The organism is Deferribacter abyssi (genome assembly GCF_049472655.1).
Classification (GTDB): Bacteria; Chrysiogenota; Deferribacteres; order Deferribacterales; family Deferribacteraceae; genus Deferribacter; species Deferribacter abyssi.
The window spans coordinates 76,356-101,587 of record NZ_JAQNCS010000001.1 but is presented as its reverse complement, the minus strand read 5'-3'; the positions used below and the strand labels follow the sequence as shown (position 1 = coordinate 101,587).

Sequence of the window (25,232 nt, the reverse complement as noted above, 5' to 3'; positions counted from 1 at the left end):
ACCTATCTACTTACCTATAAGTATATCTAAAAACCCTCTCTTCCTCAACTTTTTTTCTTCTTTTATCTTCCTATACTTATTGGTATGATAATATTTGTAACGCAACAAGCCTTCAATACCATGACAGGTATTACATAGATTAATTACATTACGATATTTTAAAAAACTCGTCAGTGCATTCCCTTCACTATTTTTTGAAGAATATCTATATTCCTCTTTCTCGCTCCAACTGTGAGCATTATGACATGTAGAGCATGTTATAGTTCCATTTATATCTTTTTCCCCCTCTTCATTATAAATAGGTAAAACATCGTTACTTTTGTATTTAAAAGTCATAGGTATTTTTGGATGTCCAAAATATTTCACAATCTTCTTTTTTGCCACACCTGATTCATTATGGCAACTTAAACATATTTCTCTTATCATTTCATCATCTTTCTTTTCCTTTGGCCATAACAAATGATTACCTTCTGGATAATTATGAGCTTTATGACACTCACCACAAACAAAATTCACTTTTTTTGAAAAAATATTATTCAAATTATGTTCTGAATACAAAATATATTTTTTATCATCATGACATCTAATACATAACTTATCAGATTCTTGAATATCTTCCACAAGCAAATTTTTATATTCTGAATGTGGATTATGACATGTTGCACAATGAATTTTTTCACTGAAAAGCAACATTCCTTTATATTTTTCTTTATGTAAATTTATAAAAGGATGGCTTGTAGTAATAAGTTTTTCATCCACTATTTTCTTCTTTTTATGACATTCTATACACATATCCAAGACATTTTGAGATGTCACGTTTTTATTTTTATTAAAATGAATACCGTGACAAAAACCACAAAAATCAGATTCTTTTATTAAACTTTTCACTCTTCTTCTATTTTCAAAATTCTTTATATTATGAGGGGAGTTCACAAATCCAGTTTTATCTTTATGACAAGTTATACAAAACTTTTTCGCTTTAAACTTTAAGAAACTGTTATTAAATACAGACTCAGACTTCTTTCTATTGCCATTTTTGTGGGGATCATGGCATGAGATACATGTTAATTCATTTAGAATATCTTTTTTTGTTTTTACCTCACCTATAGGATGAATCATATCAACAACTTTTTCTTTGGCTATTCCATTCTTTTCATGACATATAATACAAAAACTATTTGCATTATTTTCAGCTATTTCCTTACTGAATAAAAATTTTGTGCTTTTTGCATTGTGAGGAACATGACAATTACTACAAAGCTCACTCTGTTTACTGTCTCTAAAATCATGCTCACTATCAATTATTTCTTGCTTATCCCCATGGCATTTATAACAGAAAATATCAAGATTTTTAGGATCCGTTCTCAAAAATTTATTTTTAATTCCTGCTTTATGGGGTTCGTGACATGTAATACACTCTATTTTACCATCTACTAACTTCATATCATTTGGAATTTTTATTTTTGGCAATATATCTACAGGGTGACTATTTTTACCTACAAGTTTTTTTTCTGCTACCCCCCCGCTTTTATGACAATCAAAACACATATTATCAACTTTATCTATCAATAAATTTTTATTTTTCGAATTATGCACTTTGTGACACGATAAACAATTCAAATCATTTTTACCATGACTACTGTTTACAACAGAACTTTTATCCTTATGACAATCAAGACACAACGTGCTGTTTTTTACATCTTCTCTTAAAAAATTCTTACTTTTAATATGTGAATTGTGGCAAGTAGCACATGTTATATATTCTCTCTTTTTTGTATCGAAGTAAAACTCACTAAAGTACGCAACTGTTTTTCCAAAAATAGGAAGTGATGTATCAAATTTAGTTTTCACATAAACAGGATGATTATACTTTTTCTTATCAATAGTTTTGTTTTTTACAATACTTTTATCCAAATGGCATGAAAAGCAAGCTTTTGATAAAAGATCGTCTTTCATTTCTGGCAATTTTAAAGCCCAACCATGAGGATCATGACATACAGAACAAACTCCATGCTCAAAGGGTGATTTACCAAATTTATTTTTAAAATTCTTCATTTTTTTTAGATTATGTTTTGTATAATAAACATATTTTTTATCCTCATGACAATTTAAGCACAATTCATCATTACGATTATTCATAATCAACAAGTTTTTATTGACACCTTTATGAGTATTATGACATGTAAGACATACAATTTCTCTATTATTTGAAAAATAAGCTCCTTTTAATTTCAATTTTTCTATTTTCTTATCATCTGTAAATTCAATATTTACAGGATGATTCAACAAGCCTTTTTTATAGAATTTTCCAGGTGCCAGCTTATCTGTATGACAGTAAGAACACAATTCAGAATCAACATATTTCCCAAGCAAAAGTTTTTTTTCCTTTGGTCCATGTGGAGTATGACAACTCTCACATATAACCTGATTATCTTCACCAAGCACTCCACCTGCAGAAAAAAAGTCATTATTTATCAACATATTCATCTTAGCTGAAGGGTGATTGTTTCTACCAACTTTATTGATATGACACGCTTCACACAACTCTGAATTTTTATTATCTATTCTAAGAAAGATGCTCCTCTCATACCCTTCTTTTTCCGGCTCACCTGTTCCATGTGCAGTATGACATGTTTTACACTGTATCTTTCCATCTTCAAGCGGAAATTCTTTGGGTACAGACACCTCCTTTGAAGGCACAATACCAACCTTATGTTTATCTTCTGTCCACACTCTTAATCTACTATCCACAACAGTACCATCATGGCAAGAAAAACAAATCCTTTCAGTTGCAACCACTCTTTTTTTAGGAAAAGAGGCAATATCTGTATCTTTATGCTCAAACATAAACACTTCCATCCAACTATAATGACAAAGCGCACATTCTTTTGCAGGTTCCTGGCCAGTTGGTGCGGCAAATAGATAAGAGTACAATAAGAATACGAAAATAAACGCTATAAAACCTTTCATCTGGAGATATCCCCCAATTTAAAAATTAGGACTTTTTTCTGGTAATAATCAACAATACCCAAAAAATCTTTAAAAACTCTAACCCTAACAGGAGATAAAAATTTATACAGTTTCCCATCAACTCCTAACAAATAAACAATATCACCATTTTTTTTGTTAAAAAATTGAATAACCCCAATATAGCCATCAGCTACTATTAGATAATCATTATAGATATCTATACCCTTTGGCCTGTAAAAAGTACCGCTCTTTACCCCCCATTTACCAACAAAATTAACAAATCTCAATTTATTATCCAATATTTGCACTCTTGTATTGATAACTTCTGAAATATATAAATCTCCATTTTTATCAATTTCCAAGTCAAAAGGATATCTAAATTCCCTTTCATAATACCCCATATTACCAAAATCACCTATTCTTTTTAAGGTTTTTGCATCTAAAATTATCAATTTGTGTTTATCATTACTCACAACAAACCCTTTATCTCTATAAAACTCAATATCTGTTGGATCAATAACATAAATTTCTTTTAGCTTTTTCAAATTCTTGAAAGAATAGACATTAATTTTGTTCTTATTAGGGATTGGAACAAAAAGTTTTTCCTTATAAAAAGTAACGCCTATTGATCCCTCACTATCTATTAAGTTATATTTTTTTACAATTTCCTTTTTTTTCATATCAATTTTTATCAGTTTTCCTGATTTGGACTCCAAAATATACACATTACCATCAATAAAAATCACATCTGATGGAAATTCATTATTTTTAAACTGAATAGAAAAAAAACTGCGAACATTTAAAATGTTCGCAGCATAATTACTTGAACAAACAAATAATATAAAACAGATTATATACACTCTTTTCATTCATTGTTTCCCGGCTCTAAGAATTTTGGAATATAAAATTTTTTATATTTATTTACCATACCAACAACTTCATTACTTAAAATCTGAAGAACTCTTTCTTTTTTATACCCTACATCCAATAATGGTAAATAACTGTCATCCAACGTAGGAGCATGGCATTCATCACACTGAACAGGCTTTTTATTAACCATCTTATGTATTATTTTTAGCCCTTGACTTTTTTTTGCAGGAGGCAATTGAATCACGGCTTCTCTAAACTTCTCTACAAAAGCTTTAAGCTCATCTGTATCTGGTCTTACATAGTTACCTTCTATTTTTACTAAAGGTATCAGCTTCATTGTTGGATTGCTTAGATATTTAGAAATCGCTAATTTATTAACCTGATCCCCATTCACTTTATTATACCACACAAATCTCTTAGAATCTTTGAGTCTAATATGACAAGTCTCACATGCAAGAAAATCGCTATGCATATTCAAAAAAGCTCTAATTGATTTATTTTTATCATGGGGAATATCTCCATGACACCTTATACACAAATTTATTTCATCATGAACAACACCCTCTCCCACATGATGGAAGTGTCTTTCTAGCTCTTCTTCTTTAATAACTTTATAACCAAGATCATATGTAACTTTTTTCTCTTCACTCATCATCATCTTAAATAAATCACCTTCATCAATCTTTGCCTCTTCACGTTTCCCCTCCTTATGCCATATGTGCATAACAAGCTTTACAACCAAATAAGAGGAATAAATAATAAAAATTATACCTATTACAGCATATATTTTTTTTATAAAACTCAATTCTCGTCTGCTCATTCCAACCTCCCAACCTAAGCTTCATTTGTATCTTTTTTTATTTCAACATCGAGATATTCCATATAAGCTTTATATTGCTCTTCCATTTCCCTTTCCTTTTTGATTTTATAAGTATCTATATCCAAAACTAATTCAGGATGCTTTTCAGCCAACTCATTTAATCTTTGCCATTCTAAATAATATTCATGTTTCATAATTTCTTCAGGTAAATACCCCGTTAAGAACAGAGGTGACATAGGAAATTTGTCATAATTCACATGTGCATTATACATATGCCAAATCAAAATAACCGATGCTGCTAAAAGAGCCTCATCTGAATGCGCTATAAAACTAATATTCAATGCCCAACCTGGTAAAATTTTCGTGGCTTCAGTTTCAAACCATAAAATTAACCCAGTTAATCCCAGTAAAGGAATACCCCAAAAAACAGCCCAATAATCAAATTTCTCTCTCCAATGAAATCTTTCATGCTTTGGTTTCTCATCAGTAATAAAAAAAGCATATTTCAAAAAATCAACCACATCCTTCAGATCTTTACCCCTTGGAAACATTGGTGAATGATAAATAAATTTAAACAATCCTTTAAAAGAAAAAGAGTTACTCCTAATACTTGGTCTAATATAATAAACATAAAGATTTCTGAACAGATAATACCAGTGAAAAAAGAACAAACCAACCATTGTAACACCACAAATTCTATGAATAACTGTAGTAACTTGTAACCCTCCAAACATATTAATCATCACTTTAGCCCATGGATAATAGTGAAATTTTAATGGAAATCCTGTAAGTATCAAAAATATGAATGTAGTCATTAAAATAAAATGTTGATATCTTTGCGCAGGAGTCAATTTTAAGTAATATTTTTTACCTCTCACTATTTTAATTAATGGATATTTTTTCATCATTATTTCCTCCTCTTTCTTCTAAAGCTTAAATTAGGAAATATTTCTCTAATGAGCTCTAAAACTAATATCAAAGCAAGAGGTAAATAAGCCCCAAGTGTCAGACAGGTAAATCCTAAAGCTGTATAATATTCAGGTTTATATAAGTCTTTGTTTATTACAACATGCATCCTCACTTCTCCTAATCCAGGTGTTGCATCGGGATGACACATCTTTTTTGCACAAGTTTTCCATCTGTTTTTTTCATATACTGCACTTTTCGGATCTTCATAACTTCTAATTGCATGTGCTGACTCGTTTTCTTTTACGTGACAATCAATACAATCTGGAGCACTATCATATCCAAAACTTACAGCCTTACCATGAAAAGTGTCAGAGTATGTTGCTACAGCATTCACCAATTTATGTTTAGTAGCCATATCCTCTTTACCATGACATTTGTTACACATTCTAACTATTTCGGCACTGTTTTTACTGTTATGCAGTCTATGGCTAACATGATTATAAAAATACTTCACAAACTTTTCCTCTTTATGACATAGACGACACCTCGCTAGTGCTTTTTCACTCAAACCTTCCTCTGTAACATCTTTAAAAATTTGAATTGGTCTAAACAAAGGGTTATTATGACAATCAATACAATCAGGAAAATCTCTCTCATCTCTGTAATTCACATATTTGTTTTTTGGATTATGTATACTGTTCATTAAAACTTCTTTTACCTTTTTATGAGAAAACCTTTTTTCGGTAGATGGCTCCACTATGTGACATTCATTTAAACAATTTACTTTAGTATTCTCCTCATGTGGTATTTTAGTAATTTGAGAGTGACATTCTTTACATTTGATTTTTCCATGAACTGACTTATGAAACAACTCATCATTTACATAGTAGAGTCTCGTCTTACCATTTTCATCAATGCGAGAAAGAGTACGATATTTGTGACATAATAAGCAATTCTCATCATCTACTGCATAAACAAAACAGCTAAACAGTAAGATAAAAACTAATACAAAAAAACTTTTCATCCATCCCTCCTTTTATTGTTTTAAAATATTAATCTTTTAAATGACACATTATACAAAGCTCATATCCTGAATTAAATCTTGTCCTCTTAGCATATTTGCCTGTTGCCTGATTTTTTAACATCTCATACTGATGAGGAAGGTGACATGTAACACACAATATTTTAAAATTTTCACCAAATGGAACATAAATTTTTTCTTTTCTTAAAAATCGTTTAATTCTTTTCTTTATATCCTCATTTGGCACTCTTAAATGATTTATTCCTGTAGGATGAACACCTTTTATTTGATGACATCCGTTACATAACTCATTAATATCCCCTTTCAACACTACAGATTCTATACCTCTATCTTTTGAGATATCAGGTTGTTTCTTATGACAAATAACACATGACTCTACTATTAAATCTCCGTTTTCATTCACTTGTTTATGCGGATTATATTTTTTAAAATGAGTTGCATTATGGCAGTTATAACAAAACTTTTCTCTTCTTATATATTCTCCTCTTAAATATTTATCATTGTGATTACCTGTTAGACAATCAAAGACATGGCAGGTCATACATGTAACTTTACCATCTTTTAACGGGAAATTATCTGGTATTCTCACTTCATCACTAGGTTTATATGTAAAATTAACACTATGAGCCTCAATACCTACAGTGGCTTCATTATGACATTGCTCACATAAAGCCACATCATCTCCATCAAACTTCAAATTTATTGAATTTTCTGAACCTTTAGATTCATGACATACTAAACATAAATATTTCGAGTTATGCGGATCTTTTTTTTCCAAGATAAAACGATTAATATAATCTTCACCTAAAAAACCTAATTTTTTGCTTTTGCCACTGTGACAATCGACACATTTGATATTTTTATCACAAAAAATAGATATAATTGTATTACTATGACAACTCACACAGTTATTGATTGATAACCCATTATCAGTAATATCTTTCTCAAAACCAAAACAAACTGTACTAAAAAAAACTAAATACAACATTATAAGCTTTTTCATAATGCCAACTACAAGCAAAACGCATGCCAACCTTGCAACTATTTAATACTTAAGTTTTTTTTAAAACATACTTTTCCTACCGTTAAAGTATATTATATCTACTAATAATATATGCAGTTTTTAATATATATTATCTTTAATTTATTCATATATCTTAATTAACGCATTTGTTACCAACATGTTAGACCACAAACATGCTTATTGGTTTTATCTATAGCCACTATTTAAAGGTTAGTAACAACACCATTTAATCATCTTAACCATAATTAACTAAATTCTAGTAATTTCTAAAATGAAACTTTGTTCGGAAGTAATTAAACATTCTAAAGAAAATGAAAAAAGTGTTTTTACATAAAAAGAAGGTATAACCTTTTGAAATATTAGCATAAGTTATACTAGCAACAAAAAAAATGGGGTGACACCAGGAAAAAAATTTCTCTTGCAAAAACAATTAATTTACTATAGTTTTAAATTTTAAATAATGAAAATATGCTTATTTAATCAAATATCTTATTAGAGTTAAACTATGTACAAAGTATTAGTAGCCGATGACGACAAAGATGCTAGGGAAGTATTAAGTGCTTTTTTATCTAAATTAAATTATAAAGTTTATGAAGCTTCAAACGGCATAGACGCTTTCGAATTAATAAAAAATAATAATATTTCTATTGCTTTAATAGATTGGATAATGCCAGGACTAAACGGTGTTGATCTATGCCAAAAAATAAGAGAACTTAACCTAAATCATTATGTATATGTCATAATTGTAACTGGAAAGTCTGACAAAGACGATACTTTAGAAGCCCTCCATAAAGGCGCTGATGATTATATTGTAAAACCTTTCTCTTTTAAAGAATTAAAAGTTAGGCTTTTTAGTGCTGAAAGAATTATAAAACTTGAAAACAAACTAAAAGAAGCATACGAAAAGCTCTATAACGAAACAATTCATGACTTTCTAACTGGAATATTGAATAGAAGAAGTATCATAAATGAATTAAACAATCTTTATCGACAACCAGAAGTTGAAATAGGCCTTATTATTATTGATATCGATAACTTCAAAAATATTAACGATACTTATGGCCATTTGGTAGGAGATGAAGTTCTAAAAGATATATCTAGAATAATTTCTCAAACATTACGTAAAACAGACTTTGTGGGAAGATACGGTGGTGAAGAGTTTTTAGTTATTTTACCTTATCTGAACATAAACGAATCTTATAAAATAGCTGAACGTATAAGAAAAAACATAGAAAACAACTCCTTCCATATAGGCAACTTAGAATTAAAAATCACAGTAAGTTTAGGTGTCTCTTCTGTAAAAAAATACGAAAATCTTAATGATGCATTAGAAGCTGCTGATAAAGCGCTATATAACGCAAAGAAAAGTGGAAAAAATAAAACTATAATTGCATCATAACAATCTTAATAACTTTTCTATTTCTAACTGCACATTTTTTACTAAATGATCAAGGCCTTTCATAACTTCTAGCGATAGTTGGTTTTCCATATTTACATTTCCTATTTGAATCCCATACATCACCACATACTCAGGTTTAACCCCAATAATATCTGCCGCAAAAAGAATATCTTTCAGTCCCATTTGGTGAGGAGAAAGTTTATTTTCAAAAACAGAATCAATATCATCACCCTCAATTTTTATAACTGTTCCTGGAGGCAAATCAAGATCCACAGCATCTACTATTATCAAATGGGTAGCTTCTTCAATATAAGGTAATAAATCGAGCCCCAGTGTACCACCATCCATAATTTTCAATTTATCCTCAAATTTATCATTATATATTTTTTTTAATCTATACACAGCTTTCAATCCAGCAGCATCATCATTCATCAAAAGGTTACCAAGCCCTAAAACTAAAATTCTCATTTTTACTCCTACGAATAAAAAAAGGGGGATTTTCCCCCTTCATAAACTATATAATTTTTAATCATCAAAACTTAATGATTCCTTTCAGGTTTCCATCCTGAGAAAATAGAGCTAATCTCTCCTGATTGTGTTTTAAAATCAAAAATAATTGCAGAGTAAAGATGATTTATAACAAAGCCTGCAATCAAAAACATCACAAGATAATGAAAAAATCTCACCCATTGATTGCTAGCAATGCTGAAAACCCATGAGGTAAGAGCATAAAGTGTGGAGTTAGGGTCAGCCTGTGCCCACAGAGCAAACCCTGTAATTATTTGCAATATAAACAGATTAAACAGTACAATATAAGCAACAAGAGCAACAGGATTGTGCCCTAATGTATGAGGAGGATTTTTATCCAAAAATGTATAATATTTCAAATAAGCAAAAAAAGTTTTTCTATCTTCTTTTTTAAATGGATTCGAAAAAGAATGCCAGCTCGCATATTTATTACCCACAAACAACCAAAATAACCTTAGCATTACACTAAAAGCAAAAATTACACCTACTAAGTAATGCAAATACCTCATCATACCCATAATATATGTTGTTTCGATAATATCACTAGCATGAATGAATGGGTTATGAATGTAATATCCAGTTATCGACAAAGTTATTATACACAAAAAATTCAGCCAATGACTTATTCTTACAGGTGCCTCCCAAACATAAATATAACGTTTGGCAGCACACTTTATATTATCATTGTTTTTCATGCTGCCCTCCTAAAGCACTTTAACTTTTGCACGCAACTTACCTTTTTCATCATAAACATGAACAGCACATGCAAGACATGGGTCAAAAGAGTGTATTGTTCTCAAAATCTCCAGAGGCTTCTCAGGGTCAGCAACTGGAGTACCAATCAATGATTCCTCATATGGACCTCTTTGACCTTTAGCATCCCTAGGACCAGCATTCCAAGTAGACGGAACCACAGCTTGGTAATTTTTAATTTCTTTATCTTCTATAATAATCCAGTGTCCAAGAGCCCCCCTTGGTGCCTCATGCCATCCATAACCTTTTGCTGATTTTGGCCATGTCTCTGGATCCCATTTTTCACTATTATGAACTGTCAGGTCACCAGTTTTTATATTTGCGACAAGCATATCTATCCATTTGTTTAGCCTCTTAACAGTAATTAATGTTTCAATACCTCTTGCTGCAGTTCTACCAAGTGTTGAGAAAAGAATACTAGCATCAGCATTTAGCTGTTTTAATGCCCAGTCCACTGCCTCTTTAATTTCCTTATGCCCTTTTGCATATCCGATAACCATTCTAGCAAGAGGCCCTACCTCCATAGGTTTATCATCATATCTAGGTGCCTTAACCCAGGAATATTTAGCATCTACATTAAGATATTCATAAGGTGGTTTTGGACCGGTATACTTCCAGTTCGTTTCACCATTAAAAGGATGTTTCCCTTTATCATCTCCAGCTTTATACTCATACCATGAATGAGTTACATACTCTGTTATCTTATTTTGATCCACATCGAACACTTTGGTTATATCACCATTTAAAACTATTCCTGCTGGAATCCATAATCCATTTGGATAACCTGTTTGATCTTCAGGATACTCACCATAAGATAGAAAGTTTTTATGACCAGCTCCTATTTTTGTCCATTCTGGATAAAAACTAGCAACTGCAAGTAAATCAGGGATATAAACCTGTTCCACAAATTCCTTAGCCATATTAACAAACTCTTTTATCTGAGCTATCCTATCAGCATTTAAAGCATTCTGACTATTTGGATCAACAGGAATAGACATACCACCGACCAAAAATGTTTGAGGATGTGGATTTTTTGAACCTAAAATTGCATGTATTTTAATAATCTCTTTTTGAAGATGAAGAGCCTCTAAATAGTGAGCCACCGCCATAAGATTTGCTTCAGGAGGCAGTTTGTATGCAGGGTGTCCCCAATAGGCGTTGCCAAAAGGTCCCAATCTACCAGTCTTTACAAACGCAGCTATTTTATTTTGAACACTCCTGAAATAATCTTCACTAGAATATTTCCAGTCTGAAATTGACTGTTGCAACTGTGCAGTTTTTTTAGGATCAGCTTTCAATGCTGAAACAATATCCACCCAGTCAAGAGCATGGAGATGATAAAAATGTATTACATGATCTTGAACATTTTGAATACCAATTATAATGTTTCTGATCATTTCGGCATTAAAAGGTACTTTTATTCCAAGGGCATTTTCTACAGCTCTTATTGAAGCAATGGAATGAACAGTAGTACACACACCACAAAATCTCTGTGTAAAATACCACGCATCTCTAGGATCTCTTCCTTGCAAAATTTTTTCCACACCTCTAAACATTGTAGAGCTTGACCAAGCATCCACAATCTTACCATTCTCAACTTTTGCCTCTATTCTTAAATGACCCTCAATTCTTGTAATTGGGTCAACCACTATTCTGTTTACCATAGCTTACACCTCTCTTAATAGTTTATTATTCTTTATCTTCAAATTCATTTTCAACTTTTTTTACAAGCCCACGATTTCTAATAGCAGTAACAATACCATGAACTCCAAAAACAACTGCAGATATCCCCACAATAGTAGTGCCAATCTTAGTAGCAGTAGCTTCTACTCCAAAACCAGGTACATTTGGTAATCTTCTATAAATTGGAGTCATAGTATCCCAAAAACCCGGTTCACTACAACCAACACACCCATGCCCTGCCATAACCGGCCAGCTTAAACCCTCATTCCAACGAACTGTCGGGCAATTATGAAATGTTTCAGGACCTTTACAACCCATTTTATATAAACACCATCCTTGACGGTGTCCTTCATCCCCCCATCTTTCCACAAACTGACCTGCATCGAAATGGGCTCTTCTTTCGCAATTATCATGAATTCTTTTACCATAAGCAAATTTTGGTCTAAGAAACTTATCTAAAGCAGGTGGCGCTCCAAAAAGAAGATAATGAACTATTGTTGCAGTTAAATTATCAACATTCATCGGACAACCTGGCAAGTTAATTACTGTTTTACTACCTAGTATTTCTTTTACTGATTTTGCCTCTGTAGGATTCGGATAGGCTGCAGGTAAACCACCATAAGCAGCACAAGTACCTACTGATATTACAAAAGCTGCATTACCACCAACTTCCTTTAAAATGTCAACTGCTGATCTACCGCCAATACAGCAATAAATACCATCATCTGCTGTCGGAATAGAGCCTTCAACAACACAAATATATTTGTTTTTATACTTTTTAACAGTTTCATCTCTAGCAGCTTCAGCTTGATGTCCAGCCGCAGCCATTATTGTTTCATGATAGTCAATAGATAAATAGTTAAGAATTAAATCACCTACTGTAGGTCTGTTTGCTCTCAAAAGAGATTCAGAATCACCAGCACAATCTTGAAATTCTAACCAAATAACAGGTGGCCTATTATCACTCTCAATGGCTTCTGCTATTTTTGGGGCAAAAGCTGGAGACAATGCAAGCGTACCTGAGAGAGCCGTACAATATTTCAAAAACTCTCTTCTACTAATCCCATACTCTTTCAAAATATTATCAAACTTACCCATGAATAAGACCTCCCTCTTTCGTTCTATTAAATTTTGACATATGATTATAAAAAATGCAACAGTTTTTTATTTGAAAAATTAATAATAGCTATTGATATTATTTAGTTATTTGAATATCACAATACTTAAATACTGCTTCCTTTTAACCAGAAATATTCGTAGGGTGAATTAACTATTGACAATTTACCGTTTTTTAACTGATATTTTTTACCTGTAAAAAGATCATATAATGTAGAATTTACCGGGAAAAAATCACTTATATCACAATCTAAAATAAAACTCTTTTTTGATATGTTAACAATCACCAAAATTACTTCATTTTTATACTTTCTTATAAGAGCAAAAACTCTTTTATCAATATTAAGAACAATCTGTTCAGCATTTGGATGAAAACACTTTTCTTTTATCCTTATCTGAATTATACCCAATAATATTTTTAATACTTTATAACTATGCGAATGTTTATCACTTAGAATAGCTTTTAATGTCTTATCACTAAGAACCTTTCTATTTATACTCCTTGTCTGCTTCTCATTTAGAACAGCCTCAGCATCATTCTTAGAAGCAAAAAGACTATGGATATAAATACCTGGCACCCCCATAAAAGATAATGCAATAACTCTTGAAGAAATAAAACGCCTTATCCTGATATCTTCATCTTCATCATCATTTTCATTATTTAAAGCACTATACCAAGTAATATTTAATTCGTATGGAACCTCTTTCCCATCTTTTTCTACCCTATAAGAGATAAAACCACCATGTTCGAGCGTTTTTAAGACCATCATATCAACATCGTTATCGTCTAAAATACCTTTAGCAGGTAATACCCCTATACCGTCATGAGAATCCAAAAAATTAAAAAAAGTAGTTTCATCCGAAACCTTTTTAATTGATCTTGCCCAACTAGAAAGCTTTTCAGAATTTTCAGTATAATATGTATACAACACCAAAGGTGGTAAAGCGAAATTATATACCATCTGGGCTTCATCATATCCATTACCAAAGTATCTTAAATTTTGCTCATGAGGAACATTCGTTTCTGTAATCAAAGCTACATGCGGTGCCACTAAATTTAAAATATCTCTAAAAAGTTTTATTGTCTCATGAGTCTGTTTTAAATGTGCGCATTCTGTCCCTAGTTCTTCCCATAAATAGGTTACAGCATCAAGTCTTATAATATCAGCACCACGTCTAACATAGTACAATAAAATATCAATCATCTTTGCTAAAACCTTAGGATTTCTATAATTCAAATCAATTTGATCAGAGCTAAATGTTGTCCATACGAGCTTTTTGCCATTTATCGTATTAAATTCTGTAAAAAGAGGTGTAGTTCTTGGTCTAAGTATTAGCTTTAAGTGATCTTCAGAAATCATCTCTTTTGTAGAAAGAACGATAAAAAAGTCTTTAAAATCAGGATTACCATTCAAAAATTCTTGAAACCACCTACTCTTTGATGAAATATGATTAAAAACACCATCAAACATCAATTTAAAATCTTTCTTTAACTCTAGAATATCTTCCCAATCACCTATCCTTGGATCAACCTGTTCAAAATCAATTACTGAAAACCCTCTATCAGATGAATATGGGAAAAAAGGGAGTAGATGAATAGTATTAAATACTCCTTTTAGATATCTTTTGGCAAAACTAGAAAGAATTTTAATAGGCTTTTTATAACGATTTACAATAATATCTCCATAAGTAATCAATACTATATCTTTTTCAGTAAACCTGTTTTTAGGGTCAAAAGATTTCTCCCACTCTTTCATGAAATCAGTTTTATATGCATAATAGACTTTCATTAACCTTTCAATTTCAGGATACCATTTTCTTGCAGTTGCAGAATCATAAAGTAAAGCAAGCCTATTCAAAATTTTTTTCTTTATATCTACAGGGATATCAAGAAGAGGCTTTGAATAATCTGCTTCTAATAGATGAAATTGTGAAGGATCAAAACCTTTTCGCATATCAAAATACCGTTCAAGTTTCGTTAAAAGCAACTACTGCCTCATCAGCATTTTTATATTCTTTTAACACCTTATCAAGATGAGTAATTTGAAAAATTTCCTTTATCCGATCATTAGTAACAACAATTTTTACATCTCCCCCATTCGCCCTACAATGAGCAATTTTAGATACCATAGCACCTAAGCCGCTTGAATCAACAAACTCCGTGTTACTTAAATCAATTATAAACTTAAACTTTTTCTCACCCACTTTTTGAGCTATGATATCTTTCAAATCCTGGGAATTTGAGGCATCAAGTCTTGTAGGTATTATAATTATAACAATATCTTTTTTTTCTATCACATCAAAAGACATAGGTCACCTCCACTCAAAATGCTATATAAAGTGAAATTAAACCTTAGTCAATCCTAAATACTGTTGGATCAGAGATAAAAAAAGGGGGCATAAGCCCCCTCAAACATTTGACCGCTTTGCAGTCATATTTTTACGTCCCCTGAGGTTCAAGAACAAGAGTTTCATAAGGATTAAAACTGTATTGATCATTTAACTCTATAATTTTATAGCAGTTTTTTGATTCAAGCAAAGTTCTTGCAAAAACATTATTTAACTCATGCCCTGACTTATAAGCCCGAATATGTCCAAAAAACCTGTAGCCTAATAAAGCAATATCACCTATTAAGTCTAATATTTTGTGTCTTACAAATTCATCATCAAATCTCAGTCCATCCCCATTCAATATTTTATTATTATCAACAACTACTGCATTTTCCAAAGAGCCTCCCTTTGCAAGCCCCATTTTCCAGAGCTGCTCAACTTCTTCTTTAAAACCAAATGTTCTAGCTCTTGAAATTTCTTTCAAGTAAGTATTAGGAGTAACAGTTATAAACTTTTTTTGCTCGCTTATAATACTATTTTTAAAATTTATACCAAAGGTTATTTTAAAATATCTTGAAGGTATTATTTCAATCCATTTATCCCCTTTTTCTAGTCTTATCTTTTTTGTAAACTTTAGATACTTCCTTTTCTTTTTAAGTTGTTTCACACCAATATTTTTCATCTGATCCACATAAGCTGATGAGCTTCCATCAAGAATTGGAAGTTCATCACCATAAACATCAATATGAACATTATCTATTCCTAACCCGTAAAGTGCAGATAAAAGATGTTCTACAGTAGAAATCCTGTAATTTCCACAATAAACTGTTGTTGCAAGAACGGTGGATATAACATTAAAAGGAGTGAGTTTTACAGGTTCTGTACCCGGAATATCAGCTCTACGTATCGTAATACCATTATCCGGTAGAGCTGGATACAGCTCTACCTTAACAAACTCTCCGGAATGAAGCCCTTTCCCACTAAAAATCAATTTATCGTTTAATGTTGTCTGATACATTGTATATACCCCCAAAACAGCTGTAATTATAGCAAGTATTATACCATAATCAACAACTATTTAATGTCTCCCTAACTGTTTTATAAACAAGCATTTTATTTGTATTCATTTAAAATAGACATAAAAAATGTTTAAATAACTAAACACCACCAATCAAACATGTGTATACAAAATCATACAGTCCTAAGATCTGCATTCTCAAAACGAGTATACTCTTTAAGAAATGCCAGATAAACACTACCTGTAGGTCCACTTCTATGCTTTGCAAGAATAACTTCACATAATCCTTGATACTTACTGTCTTTATGGTAGACCTCATCTCTGTAAAGAAATATGATTATATCAGCATCCTGTTCTATTGCTCCAGACTCTCTCAAATCAGAAGGTTGAGGCCTTTTATCACTTCTGTTTTCTACACTTCTATTCAACTGAGAAAGAGCAATAACTGGAATATTTAGTTCTTTAGCGAGAGCTTTTAATGATCTAGAAATCTCAGAAATTTGTTGTTCCCTTGAATCACTATTGCTACCAGTCATTAACTGAAGATAATCCACTATAACAAGATCTAATCCATGCTCCTTTTTTAAACGTCTACATTTTGCCCTTAGCTCCATAACAGAAATTGCAGGAGTATCATCAATAAACAGTTGAATATCATTCAACTCACTACCCACTGCAGCAAGCCTATTCCACTCTTCCAAATTAAGCTTTCCATTTCTTAGTTTCGTAGATTCAATTTTTGCCTCAGCTGCAAGCAACCTTTGAACAAGTTGATTAGCCGACATTTCAAGAGAAAATACTGCCACAGATTTATCAAATTTGTAACTTGCATTAAGTGCAATATTAAGAGCAAAAGCTGTCTTACCCATCCCAGGTCTTCCAGCCACTATAATTAAATCAGAATTTTGAAAACCATTTGTGAGTCTATCAAGATCTACAAACCCAGAAGGGATACCAGTCAAATCTTCTTTTTTTTCATAAAGTTTTTGTAATAACTCAAAACTCTCAGATAAAAGATCTGATATTGATCTTACATCACCTTTTAACTTAAATTCAGCTAGCTGAAAAATAGCTTTTTCAGTTTCATCAAGTAAATCGGTTATATCACCAGTAAATTCATATGCCTTAGAAGATATATAACCGCTTATCTCGATAAGATTTCTAAGCAACGCTTTATCTTTAACAATAGCAGCATAATAAGCTACATTAGAAGAATTCGGTATAATATCAGTAAGAGTGGAAATATAATCAATTCCTCCTGCCTTATCAATGAGATTCATATCAGTAAGAGCTGAAATCAACGTAACCACATCTAGCGGTTTATTCCCCTGCGAAAGTTTTAAAAGAGTTGAATATATCACTTTATGTGCAGGATGATAAAAATCATCTGGCTGTAATAAATGAACTATTTTATCAAGAGCTTTTTCATCCAGCAATATTGACGCAAGAACCCCCTGCTCCGCTTCTAAGTTGTGTGGGGGAATTCTAACCTTACTATTCTGCATTTACAACAACCTTAAATTCCCCTTTTATTTCTTTATAAAGATTTACTTTAATATTAAATTCGCCAGTTTTTTTAATTGGTTCATGAAGCTCAATCTGCTTTTTATCAATGTTCAAACCTTCCCTTTTAAGAGATTGCACAAGATCTGCTGCAGTTACAGCTCCAAAAAGTTTTCCATTTTCTCCAGCCTTTTTCACAAGCTTCACTGTAATATTCTTAAGTTTCTCAGCAATATTTTTTGCACTATTAATTTTTTGCAATTCTGCTTCTTGCATTTGTAATTTTCTTTCTTCAAGCTTTTTTATGTTTGCAGGAGTAGCTTCAACTGCAAGATTTTTCTTAAACAAGAAGTTTCTCGCATAACCATCCTTAACATTTTTTATTTCGCCAGCTTTAGCAACCCCTTTGACATCTTTAAGAAAAATTACTTTCATTCAAAACCTCCGAAACTGTTTTTTCTACTAACAAATAGTCATAACCTTTTCTAACTAAAAATTCAAAAAGTTTTTTTATCTCAACTTGTTGAGATCTCTCTAAATATTGTCTTAACTTCTTTTTTGCTAAAAACTTAGCATTTTCTGCTATATTAATATCATTTTTCTCTGCTACTTTATATATTTCATTAATATCTACACTAATCCCTTTTAGCTTTAGCTTTTGAATAATGCAATATGGCCCTTCTCTAGATAAAAGCTTACTCATAATAAATCTATATTTATACCTATCATCATCTACATAACCAAAATCTTTAAATTTTCCTAAAAGTTTTTCAATTTCTTCTTCTTCAAGTTGAAATCTACCTTGTAATTTTTTTCTAATTTCAAAGCTTGTATAATCTCTCTTCACTAATAACCTTACTAGATAACTTTCAGGATTATTATTTTTCACTCTCTTTATCCCAATTAAGGCCCGAATCACTCGTTATACCTTTGACTTTAAGTCTAAAATCATCTGGTCGTTTTGCTCTTCTAATAGCTTCTTCAAACGTTATGAGCCCTCTCGTAAAAAGATCATACAAAGATTGATCAAAAGATTGTGAGCCATAAACTTCTCTACCTTTTTCAATATAGTCGTTAATCAAATGAGTTTTTTCTTTATCAATTATACATTCCTTTATAGTAGGAGTATTTATCATAACCTCTACTGCCGGAACCCGTCCTTTACCATCTGCCCTTGGAACAAGCCTCATAGAAATAACAGCTTTCAAAACCGAAGCTAGTTGCATCCGTACCTGCCTCTGATGATATGGTGGGAAAACTGAAATAATCCTATTTATTGTTTCTGGGGCATCTATAGTATGCAATGTAGACATTACCAAATGCCCCGTTTCAGCAGCTAAAACTGCAGTTTCTATAGTTTCAAGATCTCTCATCTCACCCACTAAAATAACATCGGGATCCTGTCTCAAAGATCTCTTTAAGGCTTCATAAAAAGACGTAGTATCAGTTCCCACCTCTCTTTGTGATATTATTGCCTTAAGATCTCGATGCAAAAACTCTATAGGATCTTCAATTGTAATTATATTAACATTTTTTGTTTCGTTGATATGCCTTATCATAGATGCCAATGTAGTGGATTTACCACTACCTGTTGTCCCAGTAACCAGTACCAACCCTCTATCTTCAAGAGCTATTTTTTTTAAAACCTCAGGAAGATGCAACGAATCTATATCAGGTATTTCCATGGGTATTGATCTCATAACAATACATACAGATCCTCTCTGGATATATGCATTTACCCTAAACCTGCCTAGCCCTTTTACACTATAAGAAAAATCTGCTTCAAAATTTTCTTTAAACTTATTTTTAATTTGATTGGGCATAATTGCAGCCACAGTTTTTAATGTATCTTCAGGAGTAATTTTCATAAAATCAGGCTGAGGCATCAGCTCACCATCTATCCTAAAAACAGGTGGTTTACCTGGCTTAAAATGTATATCAGAAGCTCTTTTAGCAAGCGCCTTTTTTAAAATCTCATTTAATGGAAGCAATTACTCCTCCTTTTTTTCATTTTCTTTATTCATTCCATACTTTTCTAGAATTTTATGCTCTATTTCTTTTGCAATTTCCGGATGTTCTTTTAAGTAATTTCTGGCATTTTCTTTACCCTGTCCAAGTCTAATATCTCCATAGCTAAACCAAGCTCCTGATTTTGTCACAAAACCTTCTTTTACACCCATATCTATTAAAATACCCTCTTTAGAAATCCCTTCCCCAAAAAGTATATCAAATTCTGCCTGTTTAAAAGGTGGAGCCACTTTATTTTTAACCACTTTACACACCACTTGATTACCTACCACCTGATCTTTCTCTTTTAAAGCTGATGTTCTTCTTACTTCAATTCTTATAGTTGAATAGAATTTCAAAGCATTTCCACCTGTAGTGGTTTCTGGATTGCCAAACATGACTCCTATTTTTTGCCTTGTTTGATTTATAAATATAAGAGCTGTCTTAGATTTATTAACTATTGCTGTAAGCTTTCTAAGAGCTTGACTCATCAATCTTGCCTGCAATCCCATATGAGCATCACCCATATCTCCCTCAATCTCCGCTTTAGGTGTTAAAGCAGCTACAGAATCTATCACAATAACATCAATAGCACCACTCCTCACAAGTGTTTCAGCAATTTCTAACGCAGCCTCACCACTATCAGGCTGACTAACAAGTAAATTCTCAATATCTACCCCGATCGCTTCCGCATAAACTGGATCCATAGCATGCTCAGCATCGATAAATGCAGCTACCCCTCCCATCTTTTGAGCTTCAGCAATTACATGTAATGCAATCGTAGTTTTACCACTAGACTCACTCCCGTAGATTTCTACAATTCTTCCTCTAGGAATTCCACCAATTCCTAAAGCAATATCTAACGACAGTGCCCCTGTTGGAATCACAGGAGGCTTTTCAATAGCTCTATCTCCAAGGCGCATAACCGCACCTTTACCAAAATCCCTTTCAATTTTGCTCATTGCTAACTCTAATGCTTTTCTTTTGTTTTCATCCATAAGTAAATACCTCCTCAACAATTTAATTCTTTCGCATAAATTTGTTCATAAATAGGCCCATGCTGAGTCAAAATACTTTTAAAAAGATATACTGTCTTAATATGAGCTTTATAAGGTTTAAAATCTTCATTTAATCTTACAATATAATCTTTAAACCCCTTTTTATCAGTTAATCTTTTAATTCTTGCAACCGTTAAATGAATTATAAATTTTTTTTTGTCATCAAAAAATATCTTTTTTTCTTTTAGCTTTTTTCTTAAATCGTTTGTAAAAGAAACCAAACTGTTAGACTCCCCTTCCAAAAAAAACACCGAAGGAATCCCGTTTCTTTCAAAGTAATTAAACTTTTTAAAAACTACAAAGATATTTTCCTGTATTTTTGCCGTTTCAATACAGTCTATAATTTTTTTATGATTTTCCTCTTTTTGATCTCCTAAAAAAGCAAGAGTAATATGTAAATTTTCAAACTCTACAGGCTTAATTAAACCAAAATTTTCTAACATTTTCCCAGATTTAAAAACTAAACCATTCAGTTTTTCATCACATTTGACAGCAATGAAAAGACGCATAAAATCATCCTTACCTCAGTTTTTCCAATAAGATTTTAAAGGCCATATTTGCAGCTCTTTCTCTTATTGTACTTCTATCACCACTAAATTTATACCTATTAATCAACACTTCATCTTTAATCTTTACTCCAATAAAAACGGTCCCTACTGGTTTTTCTTTACTACCACCATCTGGACCTGCAATACCTGTAGTTGCAACCACAACATCAGATTTAAAATGCTCATAACATCCATAGATCATCTCTTCACAACACTTCTCACTAACAGCACCAAATTTCTCCAATGTATCATTATGCACGTTTAGCATTTTCGTTTTTACTTCATTACTATATGCAACAAGAGAACCTTTAAAGATTTTAGAACTACCAGGGATATCAGTTATTTTCTTAGCAATCAATCCACCCGTGCAGCTTTCAACTGTAGCTATAGTAAAGTTCTCTTTAAATAATTTTTTTAATACTACAGATTCTATTGTATCATCATCTTCACCAAAATAAAAGTTTTCTAATTCATTTTTTAATGAAGTAGCTAATATCATAAGATTATTGTAATCATAACTTCTCAGTCTTACAACAATTACACCTTTTGATACATTTATTATTATTTCCACATTGTCTGGATGGTTCAGTTTTGTAATTACTTCATCAACATCAGATTCAGGTATTCCAATGAACTTTAAATCTTTCTTAAAAAATTGTTTCAATTTAAATTTTTGTTTTATGAAAGGGATTATATAGCTTTCAAACATATGTTTCATTTCATAAGGGATACCCGGCATTGAAATTATCCACTTATTTTCTTTCTCTACACCAAAGCCAAATGCTGTCCCCTTCTTATTTTCAAAAAGAATGGCTTTCTTTGGTAGATATGCCTGTCTTGTATGATTCTCCTTAATTTTTACTCCTCTACTTTCCAACTTTTTAGCAATGGAAGAATATACGTCTTCATAAAAAACAAGCACATCTCCAGCTGCTTCAGCAACTGCTTCAGCAGTTAAATCATCAAAAGTTGGTCCTAAACCACCTGTAGTTAATGTAACATCATAATTGCCCAATGCGTATAAAAACTGACTAATGAGGCATTCCTTATCATCAGGTAATATTTTAATTTCCATTATCTTAATACCAAAATCAGTTAAGATTTTTGCAATGTAGGCAGAATTTGTATCAACAATACTACCTTCTAAAATCTCATTTCCAATAGCATAAATTGCAGCTTTCATATAAACGCCTTAAACAATAACATTACAATTAGAGTATATAAGGCCGCAATAATATCATCTATCATAATACCTACCCCACCACTTATACTCTTCTCAATAATCTTAATCGGATAGGGTTTCCATATATCAAATATTCTAAATACGAAAAAAGATAGTAATAAATTCATATAAGTTATGGGGAAAAAAATCATAATGAAATAGTATGCAGCAATCTCATCTATTACCACCTCTGAAGGATCCTCTTTATCATAGTAATGTTGATAGTATTCGCTTGCTATAATTCCAGTAATAAACAAAATAATGAAAAAGATAAATTTAACAAAAATCGAAAAAACACCTGTCAACAAAACAAGCGGCACAGCCACAAGCGTCCCAAAAGTACCAGGCATATATTCAACAAACCCCACATTGAGCCCCGTGGCTGTCCATTTTAAAAATTTGTGCATAAAAATCACTCCTTAGTTTGTAATTTAAACGCTTGCTTTAAATCAATTTTACCTTCATAAAATGCTTTACCTACAATGCAGCCAAAGATATTTTCTATCCTTAAAACAGCTTTAATATCTTCAATACCTTTTAAACCGCCTGAAGCAATTATAGGAAATTTGGAATGTTTTGATATTTTTTTCAACATTTCAATATTATAACCTGTTAACATTCCATCTCTTTCTATATCAGTATAAATTATAGCCGATGGCTGATATTTTCCATAATAATCTAAAATCTCAAATATAGTAATATCACTTTTTTCATACCACCCATCTGTAGCTACAAACCCACCTTTACAGTCAAAGCTAAGGATAATCTTATCAGGATATTCACTTAACGCTTCTGTTGTAAAATCTTTATTTTTAATCGCTGCAGTTCCAATAATTGGATAATTTACCCCAATATCAAAATAAACTTTTAGTTTACTTAGATCTCTTATTCCACCACCCACTTCAATTTCAAGATCGGTTTTTGTAACTATTTTGCTAATAATATCAAAGTTGACTGTATCTCCATATTTTGCACCATCCAAATCCACAATATGAATCCGTTTTGCACCAAAATCTTTAAACATCATTGCGACATCTAACGGATTTTCAAAGTAACTTTTTGACTCTTCCATTAACCCCTGTTTCAATCTAACAACTTTTCCTCCCAATATATCGATGGCAGGTATTATCAACATTTCCACTCTCCAAAATTTTTTATAATTTTCAATCCATTCTCATGGCTTTTTTCAGGATGAAATTGGGTTGCTATTACATTATCTCTAGCCACCATTGCAGAAAATTCTAAACCATATTCACATATACCAACAGTTTCACTTTCCACCACTGGAGCAAAGTAAGAATGTACAAAATAGAAAAACGATCCATTTTCAATCCCTTTTATAAGAGGATGGTCAGAACAAAACATAACATTATTCCAACCCATATGAGGAATTTTCATCCCCTTCGAAACTATATCCTCAGGAAATCTCAAAATACTACCCTTAAAATAGGAAAGTCCTTCATATATCCCAAATTCAAAGCTTTTTTCATATAAAAGCTGCATACCAACACAAATTCCTAAAAAAGGTTTTCCCTTCCTAATATTTTCATGAATTACCTCTACGAAACCAAGATTAACAATTCCTTTCAAACAATCTCCGAATGCTCCAACTCCAGGTAAAACAATATGTGAAGCATTATCAATCACCTCTTTCTGAGATGTAATAACCGATTCAAATCCTACAAACTCAAAAGCTTTCTGTACGCTTCTTATATTACCAGCACCATAATCTATTATGGCAATCATTTACTCAAGCACTCCTTTTGTAGAATTTACTGTATCACCTGCTTTAGATATAGCAACTTTAATAGCTCTTGCTACACATTTAAATATAGCCTCTGAAATATGATGGCTATTTTTACCATATCTTTTGATTATATGAAGAGTACATTTGGCATTTTCAGCAAAAGCCTTAAAGAATTCTTCAACTAATTCACTTGGAAATTCACCTATTTTTTCAGTAAAAAATTCAACATCGTAATTCAAACACCCCCTACCTGAAAAATCGACCGCAACCTCTACCAGTGCCTCATCCATAGGCAACAGAAAAGAACCATAACGTTCTATCCCTCTCTTATCACCCAAAACTTCATAAAAACTTTTACCAAGAGTTATACCAACATCCTCTACAAGATGGTGATAATCAACATCAATATCACCATCAGCCTTTACTTTTAAATCTATTTTTGCATGATGAGCAAAAAGTGTAAGCATATGATTAAAAAAACCAACTGGTGTGTCAATTTCATATTTGCCTTTTCCATCCAAATTGATCTCAACCTCAACGGTTGTTTCATTAGTGCTTCTTGTTATAGTTTTTCGCCTCATTTTATCCCCTTTTTATAAATATACCCTTGCGTAAAACAAGCTATAATATTATATAAATTCTACACTAAAAATGAAAAAAATAAATAATCTTTTTTTGGAGAAC

Annotated in this window: 25 protein-coding genes; 1 reads left to right on the top strand and 24 read right to left on the bottom strand. The window is 31.8% G+C overall.

Annotated elements, in window-relative coordinates; translation table 11 throughout:
- Positions 1-6: 6 nt before the first annotated feature.
- The 6 genes from OWK30_RS00440 to OWK30_RS00415 are packed head-to-tail and all read right to left on the bottom strand — an operon-like array spanning position 7 to position 7,614.
- Positions 7-2,970 carry a cytochrome c3 family protein gene (locus tag OWK30_RS00440; RefSeq protein ID WP_423322487.1) on the bottom strand — a complete coding sequence of 988 codons (2,964 nt, stop codon included), beginning with the start codon at positions 2,968-2,970 and terminating at the stop codon, positions 7-9.
- Positions 2,967-3,839, bottom strand: a complete 873-nt coding sequence (locus tag OWK30_RS00435; protein ID WP_423322485.1) for an NHL repeat-containing protein — start codon at positions 3,837-3,839, stop codon at positions 2,967-2,969. Before OWK30_RS00435 ends, OWK30_RS00440 begins: the two co-directional genes overlap by 4 nt.
- Positions 3,836-4,660, bottom strand: a complete 825-nt coding sequence (locus tag OWK30_RS00430) for a cytochrome C (protein ID WP_423322483.1) — start codon at positions 4,658-4,660, stop codon at positions 3,836-3,838. The genes OWK30_RS00435 and OWK30_RS00430 overlap by 4 nt, the downstream gene beginning before the upstream one ends.
- A 14-nt stretch (positions 4,661-4,674) precedes the next feature.
- Positions 4,675-5,568 carry a formate dehydrogenase subunit gamma gene (locus OWK30_RS00425; protein ID WP_423322481.1) on the bottom strand — a complete coding sequence of 298 codons (894 nt, stop codon included), beginning with the start codon at positions 5,566-5,568 and terminating at the stop codon, positions 4,675-4,677.
- Positions 5,568-6,593 (bottom strand): cytochrome C, encoded by a 1,026-nt coding sequence (locus tag OWK30_RS00420; RefSeq protein ID WP_423322479.1) that lies wholly within the window; start codon positions 6,591-6,593, stop codon positions 5,568-5,570. The genes OWK30_RS00425 and OWK30_RS00420 overlap by 1 nt, the downstream gene beginning before the upstream one ends.
- Positions 6,594-6,621: 28 nt before the next feature.
- Positions 6,622-7,614, bottom strand: a complete 993-nt coding sequence (locus tag OWK30_RS00415) for a cytochrome c3 family protein (RefSeq protein ID WP_423322477.1) — start codon at positions 7,612-7,614, stop codon at positions 6,622-6,624.
- A gap of 526 nt (positions 7,615-8,140) precedes the next feature.
- On the opposite strand from OWK30_RS00415, the gene OWK30_RS00410 reads away from it, so the two are divergent.
- Entirely contained in the window at positions 8,141-9,034 is an 894-nt protein-coding gene (locus OWK30_RS00410; protein ID WP_423322476.1) for a GGDEF domain-containing response regulator, read from the top strand.
- On the opposite strand, the gene OWK30_RS00405 is transcribed toward OWK30_RS00410, so the two are convergent.
- The 18 genes from OWK30_RS00405 to hisB form a co-directional block, all read right to left on the bottom strand.
- Positions 9,029-9,502 (bottom strand): hydrogenase maturation protease, encoded by a 474-nt coding sequence (locus OWK30_RS00405; RefSeq protein ID WP_423322474.1) that lies wholly within the window; start codon positions 9,500-9,502, stop codon positions 9,029-9,031. The two genes, OWK30_RS00410 and OWK30_RS00405, sit on opposite strands and share 6 nt — an antisense overlap.
- A gap of 71 nt (positions 9,503-9,573) precedes the next feature.
- The gene (gene cybH / locus OWK30_RS00400) at positions 9,574-10,257 is read right to left on the bottom strand and encodes a Ni/Fe-hydrogenase, b-type cytochrome subunit (RefSeq protein ID WP_423322472.1); all 684 of its coding nucleotides are present in this window, start codon (positions 10,255-10,257) and stop codon (positions 9,574-9,576) included.
- A 9-nt stretch (positions 10,258-10,266) separates the two neighbouring features.
- Positions 10,267-11,979: a nickel-dependent hydrogenase large subunit gene (locus tag OWK30_RS00395; RefSeq protein ID WP_423322470.1), complete on the bottom strand. Its 1,713-nt coding sequence runs from the start codon at positions 11,977-11,979 to the stop codon at positions 10,267-10,269.
- A 25-nt stretch (positions 11,980-12,004) separates the two neighbouring features.
- On the bottom strand, positions 12,005-13,096 hold the full coding sequence (locus tag OWK30_RS00390) for a hydrogenase small subunit (RefSeq protein WP_423322468.1): 1,092 nt from the start codon (positions 13,094-13,096) through the stop codon (positions 12,005-12,007).
- 125 nt (positions 13,097-13,221) lie between these two features.
- Positions 13,222-15,102 (bottom strand): alpha-amylase family glycosyl hydrolase, encoded by a 1,881-nt coding sequence (locus OWK30_RS00385; RefSeq protein ID WP_423322466.1) that lies wholly within the window; start codon positions 15,100-15,102, stop codon positions 13,222-13,224.
- A complete protein-coding gene (locus OWK30_RS00380; RefSeq protein WP_423322464.1) occupies positions 15,083-15,424 on the bottom strand; it encodes an STAS domain-containing protein in 342 nt (113 codons plus the stop codon). The genes OWK30_RS00385 and OWK30_RS00380 overlap by 20 nt, the downstream gene beginning before the upstream one ends.
- A 130-nt stretch (positions 15,425-15,554) precedes the next feature.
- Positions 15,555-16,463, bottom strand: coding sequence for a UDP-3-O-acyl-N-acetylglucosamine deacetylase (gene lpxC, locus OWK30_RS00375; RefSeq protein ID WP_423322462.1), 909 nt, complete (start codon positions 16,461-16,463; stop codon positions 15,555-15,557).
- A 173-nt stretch (positions 16,464-16,636) separates the two neighbouring features.
- Complete coding sequence (gene dnaB / locus OWK30_RS00370) at positions 16,637-17,968, bottom strand: replicative DNA helicase (protein WP_423322460.1); 1,332 nt, start codon at positions 17,966-17,968, stop codon at positions 16,637-16,639.
- Entirely contained in the window at positions 17,958-18,401 is a 444-nt protein-coding gene (gene rplI, locus OWK30_RS00365; protein WP_423322458.1) for a 50S ribosomal protein L9, read from the bottom strand. Before rplI ends, dnaB begins: the two co-directional genes overlap by 11 nt.
- Positions 18,382-18,855 carry a regulatory protein RecX gene (locus OWK30_RS00360; protein WP_423322456.1) on the bottom strand — a complete coding sequence of 158 codons (474 nt, stop codon included), beginning with the start codon at positions 18,853-18,855 and terminating at the stop codon, positions 18,382-18,384. Before OWK30_RS00360 ends, rplI begins: the two co-directional genes overlap by 20 nt.
- On the bottom strand, positions 18,845-19,957 hold the full coding sequence (locus OWK30_RS00355) for a type IV pilus twitching motility protein PilT (protein ID WP_423322454.1): 1,113 nt from the start codon (positions 19,955-19,957) through the stop codon (positions 18,845-18,847). Before OWK30_RS00355 ends, OWK30_RS00360 begins: the two co-directional genes overlap by 11 nt.
- Positions 19,958-20,971, bottom strand: coding sequence for a recombinase RecA (recA, locus tag OWK30_RS00350; RefSeq protein ID WP_423322452.1), 1,014 nt, complete (start codon positions 20,969-20,971; stop codon positions 19,958-19,960). It abuts the gene before it with no gap.
- A 14-nt stretch (positions 20,972-20,985) separates the two neighbouring features.
- Positions 20,986-21,540 (bottom strand): RNA 2',3'-cyclic phosphodiesterase, encoded by a 555-nt coding sequence (gene thpR, locus OWK30_RS00345; protein ID WP_423322450.1) that lies wholly within the window; start codon positions 21,538-21,540, stop codon positions 20,986-20,988.
- Positions 21,541-21,550: 10 nt separating this feature from the next.
- A complete protein-coding gene (locus tag OWK30_RS00340) occupies positions 21,551-22,762 on the bottom strand; it encodes a competence/damage-inducible protein A (protein ID WP_423322448.1) in 1,212 nt (403 codons plus the stop codon).
- Positions 22,759-23,208 carry a phosphatidylglycerophosphatase A family protein gene (locus OWK30_RS00335; RefSeq protein WP_423322446.1) on the bottom strand — a complete coding sequence of 150 codons (450 nt, stop codon included), beginning with the start codon at positions 23,206-23,208 and terminating at the stop codon, positions 22,759-22,761. Before OWK30_RS00335 ends, OWK30_RS00340 begins: the two co-directional genes overlap by 4 nt.
- Before the next feature lie 5 nt (positions 23,209-23,213).
- Positions 23,214-23,936 carry a 1-(5-phosphoribosyl)-5-[(5-phosphoribosylamino)methylideneamino]imidazole-4-carboxamide isomerase gene (hisA, locus tag OWK30_RS00330; protein ID WP_423322444.1) on the bottom strand — a complete coding sequence of 241 codons (723 nt, stop codon included), beginning with the start codon at positions 23,934-23,936 and terminating at the stop codon, positions 23,214-23,216.
- The gene (hisH, locus tag OWK30_RS00325; protein WP_423322442.1) at positions 23,930-24,547 is read right to left on the bottom strand and encodes an imidazole glycerol phosphate synthase subunit HisH; all 618 of its coding nucleotides are present in this window, start codon (positions 24,545-24,547) and stop codon (positions 23,930-23,932) included. The genes hisA and hisH overlap by 7 nt, the downstream gene beginning before the upstream one ends.
- The gene (hisB, locus tag OWK30_RS00320) at positions 24,548-25,129 is read right to left on the bottom strand and encodes an imidazoleglycerol-phosphate dehydratase HisB (protein ID WP_423322439.1); all 582 of its coding nucleotides are present in this window, start codon (positions 25,127-25,129) and stop codon (positions 24,548-24,550) included.
- Positions 25,130-25,232 lie beyond the last annotated feature (103 nt).

What these genes read in the sequence shown, in the direction of transcription:
- OWK30_RS00440 (WP_423322487.1), bottom strand. Translation starts at nt 2,970, where the DNA reads ATGAAAGGTTTTATAGCGTTTATTTTCGTATTCTTATTGTACTCTTAT.
- OWK30_RS00435 (WP_423322485.1), bottom strand. Translation starts at nt 3,839, where the DNA reads ATGAAAAGAGTGTATATAATCTGTTTTATATTATTTGTTTGTTCAAGT.
- OWK30_RS00430 (WP_423322483.1), bottom strand. Translation starts at nt 4,660, where the DNA reads ATGAGCAGACGAGAATTGAGTTTTATAAAAAAAATATATGCTGTAATA.
- OWK30_RS00425 (WP_423322481.1), bottom strand. Translation starts at nt 5,568, where the DNA reads ATGATGAAAAAATATCCATTAATTAAAATAGTGAGAGGTAAAAAATAT.
- OWK30_RS00420 (WP_423322479.1), bottom strand. Translation starts at nt 6,593, where the DNA reads ATGAAAAGTTTTTTTGTATTAGTTTTTATCTTACTGTTTAGCTGTTTT.
- OWK30_RS00415 (WP_423322477.1), bottom strand. Translation starts at nt 7,614, where the DNA reads ATGAAAAAGCTTATAATGTTGTATTTAGTTTTTTTTAGTACAGTTTGT.
- OWK30_RS00410 (WP_423322476.1), top strand. Translation starts at nt 8,141, where the DNA reads ATGTACAAAGTATTAGTAGCCGATGACGACAAAGATGCTAGGGAAGTA.
- OWK30_RS00405 (WP_423322474.1), bottom strand. Translation starts at nt 9,502, where the DNA reads ATGAGAATTTTAGTTTTAGGGCTTGGTAACCTTTTGATGAATGATGAT.
- cybH (WP_423322472.1), bottom strand. Translation starts at nt 10,257, where the DNA reads ATGAAAAACAATGATAATATAAAGTGTGCTGCCAAACGTTATATTTAT.
- OWK30_RS00395 (WP_423322470.1), bottom strand. Translation starts at nt 11,979, where the DNA reads ATGGTAAACAGAATAGTGGTTGACCCAATTACAAGAATTGAGGGTCAT.
- OWK30_RS00390 (WP_423322468.1), bottom strand. Translation starts at nt 13,096, where the DNA reads ATGGGTAAGTTTGATAATATTTTGAAAGAGTATGGGATTAGTAGAAGA.
- OWK30_RS00380 (WP_423322464.1), bottom strand. Translation starts at nt 15,424, where the DNA reads ATGTCTTTTGATGTGATAGAAAAAAAAGATATTGTTATAATTATAATA.
- lpxC (WP_423322462.1), bottom strand. Translation starts at nt 16,463, where the DNA reads ATGTATCAGACAACATTAAACGATAAATTGATTTTTAGTGGGAAAGGG.
- dnaB (WP_423322460.1), bottom strand. Translation starts at nt 17,968, where the DNA reads ATGCAGAATAGTAAGGTTAGAATTCCCCCACACAACTTAGAAGCGGAG.
- rplI (WP_423322458.1), bottom strand. Translation starts at nt 18,401, where the DNA reads ATGAAAGTAATTTTTCTTAAAGATGTCAAAGGGGTTGCTAAAGCTGGC.
- recA (WP_423322452.1), bottom strand. Translation starts at nt 20,971, where the DNA reads ATGGATGAAAACAAAAGAAAAGCATTAGAGTTAGCAATGAGCAAAATT.
- thpR (WP_423322450.1), bottom strand. Translation starts at nt 21,540, where the DNA reads ATGCGTCTTTTCATTGCTGTCAAATGTGATGAAAAACTGAATGGTTTA.
- OWK30_RS00340 (WP_423322448.1), bottom strand. Translation starts at nt 22,762, where the DNA reads ATGAAAGCTGCAATTTATGCTATTGGAAATGAGATTTTAGAAGGTAGT.
- OWK30_RS00335 (WP_423322446.1), bottom strand. Translation starts at nt 23,208, where the DNA reads ATGCACAAATTTTTAAAATGGACAGCCACGGGGCTCAATGTGGGGTTT.
- hisA (WP_423322444.1), bottom strand. Translation starts at nt 23,936, where the DNA reads ATGTTGATAATACCTGCCATCGATATATTGGGAGGAAAAGTTGTTAGA.
- hisH (WP_423322442.1), bottom strand. Translation starts at nt 24,547, where the DNA reads ATGATTGCCATAATAGATTATGGTGCTGGTAATATAAGAAGCGTACAG.
- hisB (WP_423322439.1), bottom strand. Translation starts at nt 25,129, where the DNA reads ATGAGGCGAAAAACTATAACAAGAAGCACTAATGAAACAACCGTTGAG.